This is a genomic window from Mesobacillus sp. (assembly GCF_049588175.1).
Classification (GTDB): Bacteria; Bacillota; Bacilli; order Bacillales; family Cytobacillaceae; genus Mesobacillus.
The window spans coordinates 1-12,094 of record NZ_JBAVFI010000786.1; the positions used below are offsets into that span (position 1 = coordinate 1).

Annotated in this window: 11 protein-coding genes and 1 riboswitch; of the genes, 7 read left to right on the forward strand and 4 right to left on the reverse strand. The window is 40.8% G+C overall.

The window, feature by feature from the left end; translation table 11 throughout:
* The first annotated feature begins 97 nt into the window (after nt 1-97).
* Nucleotides 98-1,006: a Gfo/Idh/MocA family protein gene (locus WB217_RS19095; RefSeq protein WP_423994911.1), complete on the forward strand. Its 909-nt coding sequence runs from the start codon at nt 98-100 to the stop codon at nt 1,004-1,006.
* Nucleotides 1,007-1,051: 45 nt separating this feature from the next.
* On the opposite strand, the gene WB217_RS19100 is transcribed toward WB217_RS19095, so the two are convergent.
* Complete coding sequence (locus WB217_RS19100) at nt 1,052-2,344, reverse strand: NCS2 family permease (RefSeq protein WP_423994913.1); 1,293 nt, start codon at nt 2,342-2,344, stop codon at nt 1,052-1,054.
* A gap of 102 nt (nt 2,345-2,446) precedes the next feature.
* Nucleotides 2,447-2,548: riboswitch (purine riboswitch) on the reverse strand.
* A gap of 427 nt (nt 2,549-2,975) precedes the next feature.
* Between WB217_RS19100 and WB217_RS19105 the strand changes: the two genes are divergently transcribed.
* Complete coding sequence (locus WB217_RS19105; protein WP_423994914.1) at nt 2,976-3,296, forward strand: hypothetical protein; 321 nt, start codon at nt 2,976-2,978, stop codon at nt 3,294-3,296.
* Nucleotides 3,297-3,408: 112 nt separating this feature from the next.
* Here WB217_RS19105 and WB217_RS19110 read toward each other — a convergent pair whose 3' ends face one another.
* Together WB217_RS19110 and WB217_RS19115 are read right to left on the reverse strand one after the other, a co-directional pair.
* Nucleotides 3,409-3,936: a D-glycero-alpha-D-manno-heptose-1,7-bisphosphate 7-phosphatase gene (locus WB217_RS19110; protein ID WP_423994915.1), complete on the reverse strand. Its 528-nt coding sequence runs from the start codon at nt 3,934-3,936 to the stop codon at nt 3,409-3,411.
* 18 nt (nt 3,937-3,954) lie between these two features.
* Nucleotides 3,955-4,584, reverse strand: coding sequence for a DNA-3-methyladenine glycosylase (locus WB217_RS19115; protein ID WP_423994917.1), 630 nt, complete (start codon nt 4,582-4,584; stop codon nt 3,955-3,957).
* A gap of 478 nt (nt 4,585-5,062) precedes the next feature.
* Between WB217_RS19115 and ytvI the strand changes: the two genes are divergently transcribed.
* Together ytvI and WB217_RS19125 are read left to right on the forward strand one after the other, a co-directional pair.
* Nucleotides 5,063-6,094 (forward strand): sporulation integral membrane protein YtvI, encoded by a 1,032-nt coding sequence (gene ytvI, locus WB217_RS19120; protein WP_423994918.1) that lies wholly within the window; start codon nt 5,063-5,065, stop codon nt 6,092-6,094.
* Between the two features lie 76 nt (nt 6,095-6,170).
* The gene (locus tag WB217_RS19125) at nt 6,171-6,350 is read left to right on the forward strand and encodes an H-type small acid-soluble spore protein (protein WP_423994919.1); all 180 of its coding nucleotides are present in this window, start codon (nt 6,171-6,173) and stop codon (nt 6,348-6,350) included.
* Between the two features lie 110 nt (nt 6,351-6,460).
* On the opposite strand, the gene WB217_RS19130 is transcribed toward WB217_RS19125, so the two are convergent.
* Nucleotides 6,461-7,717, reverse strand: a complete 1,257-nt coding sequence (locus WB217_RS19130) for an ATP-binding protein (protein ID WP_423994920.1) — start codon at nt 7,715-7,717, stop codon at nt 6,461-6,463.
* A 344-nt stretch (nt 7,718-8,061) separates the two neighbouring features.
* Here WB217_RS19130 and WB217_RS19135 point away from each other — a divergent pair, with 344 nt between their 5' ends.
* The 3 genes from WB217_RS19135 to WB217_RS19145 form a co-directional block, all read left to right on the forward strand.
* Nucleotides 8,062-9,678, forward strand: coding sequence for a GGDEF domain-containing response regulator (locus WB217_RS19135; protein ID WP_423994921.1), 1,617 nt, complete (start codon nt 8,062-8,064; stop codon nt 9,676-9,678).
* Complete coding sequence (locus WB217_RS19140; protein ID WP_423994922.1) at nt 9,679-10,725, forward strand: HEAT repeat domain-containing protein; 1,047 nt, start codon at nt 9,679-9,681, stop codon at nt 10,723-10,725. It begins immediately after the preceding gene.
* On the forward strand, nt 10,722-12,094 hold a 1,373-nt coding region (locus WB217_RS19145), incomplete at its 3' end, for a glycosyltransferase family 2 protein (protein WP_423994923.1). The genes WB217_RS19140 and WB217_RS19145, both read left to right, overlap by 4 nt.

Sequence of the window (12,094 nt, forward strand, 5' to 3'; positions counted from 1 at the left end):
CGCCGTTCCTTTTACAAGGTGCTTACGCTTTTCTTACCTTCCACACATGTGTAAACTTAACATATTCAAATACGTTAAAGGACCAGGGGGAAAAGAAATGTTGAAAATTGGCATAATCGGATTAGGTGACATAGCGCAGAAGGCGTATCTACCAGTATTCGCTGAAAAAGGAGACATAGAGTTCCATCTGTTTACCCGTGACCTTTCAAAGCTTGAGACACTTGCTAAAAAGTATCGTTTTCCACATATCCATCCAAGTCTTGATGAGCTAATATCAAGCGGAATTAAAGGTGCTTTTGTGCACAGCGCGACGGAAACGCATTACGAGATTGTTAAAAAGCTGCTTTTGGCTGGCATACATGTTTATGTCGATAAACCCATTGCCTACCAATTCGAACAGGCAAAGGAATTGACTGAGCTTGCAGAAGAAAGTGGATTGATTCTAATGACCGGCTTCAATCGGAGATACGCTCCAGTCTACAAACAACTTGCAGAGCTTAAGGACCCGAATATGGTGATCATGCAAAAAAACAGGAGAGCTCTCCCAGGGGAAATACGTAATTTCGTTTTTGATGATTTTATCCATGTTGTTGATACATTGAGATTTTTATTTCCTTTTAAAATCAAGCAGGTGAACGTGACAGGCAAGAAAAACGGCGCATTTTTACATCATGTCGTCATTCAGTTAGTTGCAGCTGAAGGAATTGCGATTGGCATCATGAATCGTGACAGCGGTGTTGTCGAAGAAAAGGTGGAAGTGTTCCATTCAAATGAAAAAAGAACTGTCCTGAATGTGTCAGAACTGATGGTTCAAGAGAATCGCAATGAAACAAGAAAAGGCAGCAATGACTGGGAGCCAACCCTTCATAAGCGAGGTTTTGAACAAATCATTTTTGATTTCCTGCAGGCTGTTAATAACAACACCTCCACTTTAATCCCAGCAAGGGACAGCCTTGAAACCCATAAAATCTGCGAGGAAATTGTCAAGGAAATTGAGAAGCTGTAATACAGAAAGCCCCGTCCTCTTTGAATGAGAAACGGGGCTTTTGATTTATACGTATATAAAGTAACCAACAAACAAGACTCCAAGAACATACATGATTGGATGAACATCTCGTTGCTTGCCCATGCCAAGCATCATCAGCGGATATAGTATGAATCCAAGAGCAATGCCGGTTGCGACACTGAAGGTCAATGGCATCATGATGATCGTAACGAACGATGGAATGATGACAGCTAAATTGCTCCAGTTAATTTTGCTGATTTCAGAAGCCATTAACGCTCCAACAATAATCAGTGCAGGTGCTGTCACTTCCGGAGTGATGACAGATAAAATCGGTGAAAATAAAAGTGCCACGGCGAAACAGGCTGAGATGATGACTGATGTGAATCCTGTCCGTCCGCCGACTGCAATTCCAGCTGATGATTCTACGAACGATGCGGTTGTCGATGTGCCTAATACAGACCCAGCAACTGCTGAGACTGCGTCTGCAAGCAAAGCGCGGCCAGCATTTGGGATTTTATTATCCTTCATCAATCCAGCTTGGCTGGCAACAGCAATCAGAGCGCCTGCTGTATCAAAGAATGCTACAAATAGAAAAGTGAAAATAACAGCCAATACATCTGGGGTGAAAATGTCGCCAAGATGATTGAAGACAACACCAAATGTTGGAGATATGTCAGGAACCTTGCCAACGATGGCGCCAGGTTTATCGATCAATCCTGTCAGAATCCCAACAATCGTCGAAATCACCATTCCGTAAAAAATACCGCCGCTGACCCCGCGCGCCATCAAAATCACACTGACGATGAAACCAAACAAGGCAAGCAGAACTGGTCCTGATGTCAGGTTGCCGATTGAAACAAACGTTGCTTCACTGCCGACAATGATGCCGGCATTTTTCAATCCGATAAAAGCAACGAAAAATCCGATGCCAGCAGCAATTGCATGCTTTAAATCCTGAGGAATGACATTAATTATCTTTTCGCGGATTTTCAGTAGACTAAGGATGACGAATAATACGCCTGCGATAAATACACCAGTTAGAGCAATCTCCCATTTTACACCCATTCCAATGCTGACGGTGAAAGTGAAAAAAGAATTCAAGCCCATGCTCGGTGCAATCCCGATCGGGAAGTTCGCCAGCAGTCCTATTAGAAGCGAACCAATGATCGCTGAAAGTGCTGTAGCTGTAAAAACCGCTCCTTTATCCATGCCAGCCTGGCTCAGGATCATAGGGTTGACGACCAGGATGTATGCCATCGATAAGAATGTTGTGATACCGGCAAGTGTTTCTTGTTTATAATTTGTATGTCGTTCTGCAAATTGAAAAAAGTTTTTCATGTGCTGTCCTCCTGGTTGATTTCCCGATGAAAATAAAAAAACTCCGGCAGTTTATGCTGCCGGAGTACCACAAAGGACAAATAGATGCCAATAAAGAAAATAGCAAATATTTAAGTCCCTTGTAGTCACGCAATTTACGGTAGCATGGTAGAAACGTTCAAGCCATATTCTTGAACATATACAAGGAATAACTATTTAGATTTAAATAATACTAGAGATAGTATCAACATTTCTCAGGGAGGTCAATTGGATTTCATAATGTTGTTCTATTTAATTTTTTCAGATTATTAGTAAGGGAAGTTTTTTAAGTTGCGGGATTCTGACAAAAAGTTGCGGGATTTCGACAAAAAGTTGCGGAATACCCTTGGGATCTTGCGGAATACCACCTCATTCTTGCGGAATACCCCTTCCCCCCGCACTTCACCGCATTACCACGCCGGGGGTCAGACCCCCAGTGCTTTAAAGCGTTACAATATATCCCTGGTTGGGTATGGGGAATCCCATTGATATCGAGTTTTTGACAGATTTTTGTCGGTAATATGTGAAGAATAAATGAATTAAATTGTATACTGCCCCTGTTTGGTTTTTAAATTACTATAATGATAGTGTAATACAAACGGAGGTGCCAATAATGAACGTGACAACGATTATTGAACTGGAAAATCGTGAAGTTGAGAAGATGACTGGTGCGAAATTAGTATTCACACAGGAACAGATTGATGCAAATATCGTTGAGACATGTGTTGATTGTTTTAAATATGAGGGTACGGAAGAATGCATTGATACAGACGATGCGATGCAGAAGGTTTTCAACACATTGAAGCAAGAAGGGATTATTCCTGAAACGGTAGAAGATTTTTCATATGAAATGCCATCTTGCGAAAGATTGAAACAAGATGTATACAGTGAGCAGGATATGCCGCAAAAGGTGGTCCTGAGCTTTATTTTATAAAGAAGTTCTCTAGTGAACTTCTTTTTTTATCTCATTTCCAATATATCGAAGCGAACCGATATTACAGTTGAAAAAATAATTAAAACGCTGCCGATCACTTGGCAGCGTTTTTTCAGGACTCTAGTAAACGAAGGATTAATGGTACTGCAGCTTGAAGCGTAGGTGCTTTTTCATCGGCACTCGTTTCTTCAGTACCAATGAAGACGGTCTTGCAGCCTGCTTTCTTGCCGGCCTCGATATCCCGTTCGTGGTCACCAGCCATTACGCTGCCTGGCAGATCAATGTCATGTCTGCTGGCAAGGTCGAGAAGCATTCCGGCATTCGGTTTTCGGCATTCACAGCCTGCTTTTGGTTTATGAGGGCAGTAGGCCACTTCCTTAATATGGCCGCCATGCTCTTTAATCATTTCGTTCATGCGATCATGGATCTCATGGAGACGCTTTTCCTTCAGGAAGCCAAGACCGACACCTCCTTGGTTTGTTACAACGAAAATCTCATAGCCTGCTTTGCTGAGCTCAGCAACAGCTTCAGCGGCCCCCTCTAGAAGATAGAGTTCCTCTGGACGATTAACAAACTTAACACGGTCTGATAATACCTCATTCAGGACACCGTCCCTGTCTAAGAAAATGGCTTTTTTCATCTTTTCCTCCTCCATAATTTAAAGTTTTCTCACGCTCTCCGCTTTTTGATGCCTTGATACATACCGGTTATCTGTGATCCAAAAGCGCCAAGGAAAATCTCTTGCTTCCCCGGAATTATCAATTCCGATCCTTTTTCCCGAGGAAATGCTTGCTGGCAAATGCCCTTTTGCGATAAAAAGCGGCGTCTTGGTTAATGGATGCCCGTAATCAGACATATTTATTCCAAGTGCTTTCGTTAGCTTGCCCGGGCCGTTGGTGAGGTTAACTGAATCAGGCATTCCTCTGCGATTGATCATCAAATCTATGCCTGCCATCGGTTCCACCGCCCTTATTAAGACTGCCTCTGGATTCCCGGATCCCCCGCTTACGATGTTAAAAAGGCAGTGGGTGTGCATGACATATGTATAAGCCAGCCCAGATTCATGAAACATGATTTCCGTCCGTTTTGTCCTCCTATTATTGTAGCTATGGGCTGCTTGGTCCATTGGCCCGATGTAGGCCTCCGTTTCGACGATCAAGCCCGCCGCAATCCCTTCTTTTGTTTCCTTCACAAGCTGACAACCAAGCAAAGTGGTCGCAAGCTCTAGCGTTGGCTGCTGGAAGAATTGTTCTTCCACAGGGATAAAAAGCTGATTGTTTTCTTCCATATAGCCTCCTTTAATCTCTCATTTTTTAAAATTAGCTGTGTTAATGGTTACTGTAAATTTTGAAGTACTGTTGATTGTAGGGGAAAGCGAGCACCTGGAGCGATAATCAACAGACAAATTTAACAGAGAAACTCATGCAAAAACTTTGAACCATGAAGTATGTAAAAAAGCATTACTGAGTTCCTTAATTTCAGGTTAGCCGAAAAAATACAGGAACTACCAGAAATCTTTTGCATGCACTCTTTGTATACCCAGAGTTTTATTAAGACATCCTTCTATTCAGGAAACAGCATTAAAAAACATCATGCTTTCCTAAACAAAAAAAGATATATGCTTAATGTAAAATAGAAACAAAGCATTCAGAAAGAGCTATACTATATAAATAGCTATAAAAAACAAGATAGTTTATAGTTAAAATAGAATTCATAAATTTCAAATATAAAATAATTTTATACATATAAGGAGAGTAACGAAATACATGTGGAAAAAATGGGTATGGACAGCAGTTATTGCTGCGATCATTCTTTTCCTTGTTCCATACGGCCTTCCGCTAATCTTTGCTTTTTTAACAGCGGTTATGCTCGAAGGGATGGTTCAATGGATCATCAAAAGATTTTCTTTTAAAAGGCTCCAGGCTGTTATAGCGGTATTTATTGGCTATGTCACGCTGCTTGGTGTAATAGGGTATAACCTGATATCCATTATTGCCCATCAAGCGGTATCACTATCGCAACGGACGCCGACGTTTGTAAAGGATTTTTATCGTACAGCCATTTTACCGCTTATGGGGAAGTGGGAATTCTACTCGAAAAATTTCCCCCATGAAGTAATTTTGCAGATCGAAGATACGATTGAAAAAAACGTCAATACACTCGACTCGTTTTTACAGCAATTAATTGCTGGCACAATCAACTTATTGACGGCCATACCAGGGTTCCTGATCGAATTCCTTGTTTATTTAATCGCGCTCTTCCTGATCAGCCTTGAGTTGCCTAAGCTTAAATTTAAGCTTGAATCTCATTTAAAGGAGCAAACAAGACAAAAAGTCTTCCTTGTTGGAGGCCAATTAGCGAAGGCGGGGGTAGGCTTCTTGAAGGCTCAGGTCATCCTCAGCCTTGTCACCTTTATCATGGCCATGACAGGTTTAAGCATACTTGGGGTTAAATACACCGGTCTCCTTTCCTTGTTAATCGTGATTGTTGATATTTTGCCGATACTAGGGACAGGTTCAGTCCTTGTGCCTTGGGCAGTGATTGCCATTTTGCAGGACAACAATTTCCTTGGAATTGGCCTGATTGTTCTATTTTTTGTGATAACGATTGTCCGCAGGGTCATTGAGCCTAAAATCTATTCTTCAAGTCTGGGAATATCGCCGCTCGCTTCCTTGGTCAGTATGTATATCGGCCTCAAGCTGCTTGGAATTTCGGGTATCTTTATAGGCCCAATTTTATTCATCATCTATGACACATTAAGAAAAGCAAATATCATTCAAATGAATTTTAAAATCTAATTCATACTCCTTTCATGGATAGCAACTCATAAAAAAGCATAAATTATGATTGTCATCAAGAAGGAGGAAAGCAGGAATGAACGTAGGTCGCGCAAAAGAAATCGTCGAATCAGCCGACATAATCAGTGTGACATATGAAGGGTCGCCAGTCATCATTCAGCATGTCGATGAAAAATCGAAAATGGCTAGGATTTACTCGAAATCTGAACCAGACTTAGAAAGAGATGTACCTATCCTGAATCTTATCGAGGAATAATCAGTTAATAGATTTTTTCCTGAAAATTTTAAAAAGCTTGGAGATGATCTCCAAGCTTTTTGCTGTATTATAGTGCCTAAAATTCAATCCTAGAAGCTATGATTCAGGTTTTAACTAGAAAGCGGCAAAGTAATGGTAAATTGGGTTCCCTCATCTAGCTTGCTTTGTACCTCGATTGTTCCGGCCATTTCGTGAATGATCTTGTATACGACCATCATTCCTAATCCTGTGCCTTTTTCGGCCTTGGTAGAATAGTAGGGCTCACCTAGCTTAGCTAATTGTTTTGCTGACATACCGCAGCCTGTATCTTTAATCACGATTGAAGCTAGTCCATTTTCTTTTTCTCGTGTGCTGATCAGCATATCCCCGCCTTCTGGCATAGCCTCAATACCGTTTTTGATAATGTTGAGGATGCATTGATGGAATTTGGGGGCTTCTCCGTAAACGTATAAGCCTGTCATCAAATCTTTTTTTATATTCACCGAAAAATGATTGGCGTATGGAATGATTAATTCCAATGCTTTTTCTATTTCATCTTTGACACAAATCGCAGATGTGATTTTTGACTGGGGTTTTGCGAATGACAGATAATCTTTGATGATCGTTTCCGCGCGGTCAAGTTCGTCGATTGCGGTGTTCAGATAAAACAACCTTTTGTCCTCTGTTATCGAGGGGTCTTTCAGCATCTGCAAAAATCCACGAGTGACTGTCAGCGGATTCCTGACCTCATGGCTTACACTGGCGGCGAGATGGGAGACGACCTCGATTTTATCTGATTTAATCATGGCTTTATACAGATAATTATTTTGTTTTGTAATTTCTATGAAGTACGTGACGATAAAGATGCCTGCTGTGAGGGTGATTCCATAAATGAAGATGAACCAAAGTTCGGAGGGATCATTAAAGATGGCAGCTTTCATCAAGAAAATCAAGATGGTATAGGAAACAGCAATACCCACAACAGTGTAAAGCTTTTTAGCTAGCGGATACTCTTTGAATGAAACAGAGATATAGGAAATAAAAACGGTAATTGTAAGCGTATTGAAGAAACTCACCCATATGCCGCTGCCGCCGAATGGAATTCTCGCCACAATTGCAATCATGAATAAAACAATACTGACAATTGGGCCTCCGTATAATCCTCCTAGCACGATTGGAATCAATCGGAGATCAAACATGAAATGCTCCGTGGCAATGAGAGAAAAGGATATACAGAAACCAATTTGAATCCCAGCTATAAGGATAATCGCTGGCTTAGCAAACTTTTTGAAAAAAGCAGACAAGTGCTCAGCAATGATGTATTGGGCAGCGAAGGTGGAAATCAGAATAAAGATAAGATTTAATACGAGAACTGTTAATAGGTCCATAATAAAAATCTCCAGTCTTATTGCTAAGCCATTATCCCTAAAAAGAAGATAAAGAACTTCAATAATTGACAAATTATTCGGATATATTTCCTTAACTTTAACACATAAATGTATAAAATATGTGTAATTTTTTAAAAGTGAGAAAGTATTTATCGTATTTTCACTGGGATAAAAAGGAAATTAAATTGTTGAAAATTGTCGACAAGCAAATCTATTGTTGATATATAATCAAAATAAAAACTACAATATATACGGCCGATTGTAAGGCCGTTTTTTTTGTAACAATAATGGCAGGAATCCATATAACAAACAACCGTGTTAATGAAGAACGAGGTGCATAAATAATGGCGTTGGAAAAATACCAAAATCTTTTGTTTGAAAAGATAAAGAATCAGCTTTCTCAATGGTTCGATGGGAATATAGATGATTTGGTGGCATATGAAGAAGTTTATCGTTTTTTACATTCGATAAAAGGGACATCAGGCACTGTTCAGCTGGGAGGAGTGCTGATTGTGGCGTCAAAGCTGCTTGAGCAGCTTGAATCAATAGAAAATCGTCTGTGGAGGAAGAATGAACTAAGGGACTTTCTCTTTGATCTGATTCGGCTTAGCTACGATTACGAGCATTTTAAAGAAACCTTTTTAGAAAAAGACGAGCCATGCTGTGGAAGTATTCCTCTAATCCAAATTATCGATGATGATGTTTCCATGCTTATTCTTTTAAAAGAAGCATTGGAGGAGAACGGGTGGATGGTCATAGCGAATACGGAACCTGAAAAGGCAGCCTCTCAATATTATGACATGCAGCCGGATTGCCTGGTGATCGATGTAGATTTACCTTCCAAAAATGGATTTCAATTATTAGAAGATATCCAGCAGCATAACCATAAACAATTCATACCAAAGGTAATCACGAGTATACAAAACGATCGTAAAACGAGAATGAATGCTTATGAAAGTGGCGCTGATGATTTTATAGAAAAGCCGATTGATATTGAGGAATTCATTGTTCGGATTAATCGCCAATTGCAAAGGAAGCAAATATTTGATCAATCGGTGATGATCGATGAATTAACTCAGATTTATAACCGCCGTTTTTTATCCGACCTGTTAGAACGGTACATAAAAGACTATGAACGCTCTGGTGTTCCATTTTCAGTATCGCTGCTGGATCTAGATTATTTTAAGAATATTAATGATCAATACGGCCATCTCACCGGGGATAAGGTTCTGGAAACTTTCGCCTCTTTTCTTAAGGAAAACATACGGAGCACCGACAGCGTATTCAGGTATGGCGGGGAAGAGTTTGTCATCCTGTTTCCAAGGACCAATGATGAAGAGGCAAAAGAAGTTGTAAAACGAATATTGGATGAATTTTCAAAAGTTACCTTTATGGAACATGGTGATCATTTCAATATAAGTTTTTCGGCAGGGATCTACATGGCGAATAATCATGAAGAAGGCAGCGTCGAAATATTGAAAAAGGCGGATCAGGCTTTATATGAAGCGAAGGAAAATGGTCGAGCATGTGTAGAAAGCGCAAATGAAGCAGTGCAGCCTGAAAATAAAATTCTCAATGTCTCTGTGATCGATGATGACGCGATTATCCGGACTCTGCTTGTAAGGGTACTGCAAAATATGGATACCAGCAAGGTTTTGCTAAATATCGAATCCTATGAAAACGGCGAGAAATTCTTTGGAGCTGGCCGTTTGGATGAAAAGGGGAAGCATTTTCTTGTGCTTGATGGAGTGATGCCGGTCATGGATGGGATTGAAGTCCTGACAAGAGTAAGGGAATCTGAACATGCAGACAGAGTGCATGTACTGATGCTAACTGGAAGAAAGACTGAATACGATATTGCCCGGGCCCTAAAGCTTGGAGCTGATGATTATGTTACGAAGCCATTCAGCATCACCGAGCTTCAGGCCAGAATTCAAAGGCTGATTCAAAGGATGTTTTAAATGATAACTGATGAAACTCAATTTCTTTTTGCAGCCTTCGTCGGGCTATCAGGCATTTTACTCATTTTGCTGGTGTATTTAATTTGCAGAAAGGCTTTTGAAAACAGGCAGAGGCGGAAAATCGAGCATTTCAAAACCATTATGAATGATAAAATGCTCCATTCCGTCCTCACAGGAGAGTTCCTGCGTTCATTGCAGGCTGATACTAAGGTAAAGAAGCTGGCTCTTGAAGAATTACTTAGCCACTATGCTGAAATCCTCGAAGGTATGGAAGAAAAGAACAATCTTAATAAACTGGCAGAAAGCAGGCTTACTGCCTACTATCGTAAAAACTTGAGCAGCTTTAGGTGGAGTTCGAGGATGAATGCTCTTTTTCACATAGAAGCCTTTCAAATGGATGGGCTTAAGGAAGACATCATCAGCATGCTGAACCGGAGACGTATAACGAAAGAAGAGCAAATCAGAGTCCTGACAATTTTAGCTCAACTTCAATCTGCAGAGGTGTTTGATCTGTTGACAGGGAAATACAGAGATCTTTCATACCTAGAGTACAGGAATATTTTGTCCCGGCTTAATAGCGATGGCTTTGTTCAATTTGTGCTTGGCTATCATTCCTGCCAGCCAGAGCTTAAGTTTGCAATTATGGATCTTACTGGTTTGAGAAAGGAATTAAACTTTTTAAACTTTGCGGAGACGATATTTTCGGTTAGTTCCGGAGAAGAACGAGTCAGGGTATTAAAAGCAATCGTTTCAATAGGGCATGTGAGAAAGCTGGAACAGTACCTTCACTTATTTCAATCCGGAAACTGGGAGGAACGGATGCTTGCTGCAAGATTGGCAGGGGTTTTGAAAGTTGAAAAGACATTGCCAGACCTGGTCCAGCTTCTTCAGGATTCTTCGTGGTGGGTACGCTCACAGGCAGGTCAATCGATTACAATGTTTCCTCAAGGAAAAAAAGTACTCGAGGGGGTTATGTCTGACAGCGATGATTCATTTGCCAGAGACATGGCATGGGAATGGATCAACAAAGGAGTTTATCAGACATGAATGTTTTGCTGCAGAATCTCAGTATTTATTTTGCCTGGTTTATCATGGTATATATGCTCGTCGTCATCACGTTTTATTCAGCTGTCATGCTGATTTCGGTCATACAGTTAAGAAGAGAATATAAGCTTGATCGGGATAAGTCTTATAGCGACTATACGGAAGATATTTATACGAAACCGGTGTCGATCATTGTTCCTGCGTATAACGAGGAAGCTGGAATCGTCCACAGTATCCGTTCTCTTCTTAGCATCAATTATCCTGTCTTCGAGATTGTAGTGGTGAATGATGGTTCCTTGGATGCCACGATGGAAAGAATGATAGAACATTATGATATGAAAGAAATTCATAAAGTAATTCGGAAACAGGTAGAATCAAAACCTATTAAAAAGGTCTATCAATCGCAGGTTCTCCCATCCCTGTTTCTGATTGATAAGGATAATGGCGGCAAGGCAGATGCGCTCAATGCTGGCCTGAACTTTTCTCATTATCCTTATGTCTGTTCCCTTGATGGGGATTCGGTCCTAGAAAGAGATGCATTTTTAAAAGTGATGAAGCCCATCATTGATTCAAATGAAGAGGTAATCGCCTCAGGAGGAAGCATTCGGATTGCTAATGGATGCGAAATCAGGAATGGCGAAGTCCTGAAAATTGGTCTATCAAACAATCCACTTGTCATCATGCAGGTAATTGAGTATTTGCGTGCCTTCTTAATGGGCAGGATCGGGCTTAGCAGGCATAATTTGCTGTTGATCATTTCCGGTGCCTTTGGAGTGTTTTCGAAACACTGGGTCGTCCAGGCTGGAGGCTATAGGACCGATACGGTTGGAGAGGATATGGAGCTTGTCGTCCGCATCCACCGGCTGCTAAAAGAAACCGGAATGAAAAAACGAATTGTCTATGTACCTGATCCAGTCTGCTGGACGGAAGTGCCGGAGAGCATGAAGTATTTGCGCAGGCAAAGGCGACGATGGCATAGAGGATTGTTCGAAAGTCTATGGATACACAGGAAACTAATGCTCAACCCAAAGTACCGTCAGATTGGATTTATTTCCTTTCCTTATTTTTGGATTGTTGAATTTTTCGGACCAATCGTCGAGCTATCCGGCTACTTGTATATTTTATTTTCACTGTTTGCAGGCGGTATTTATCTTGAGTTTGCGATATTGATATTTTTATTATCCTGCTTGTATGGCTCGCTTTTTTCTGCGTTTGCGATTCTGCTGGAGGAATGGAGCCTTAGAAAATATCCTAAAATATCAGATTTGCTTAAGCTGTTCTTTTACTCGCTTACAGAAACGCTCTGGTATCGGCCGCTGACTGTTTTTTGGCGCTGCCAGGGTATTTGGCAGATGATCAGAGGAGAAAACGG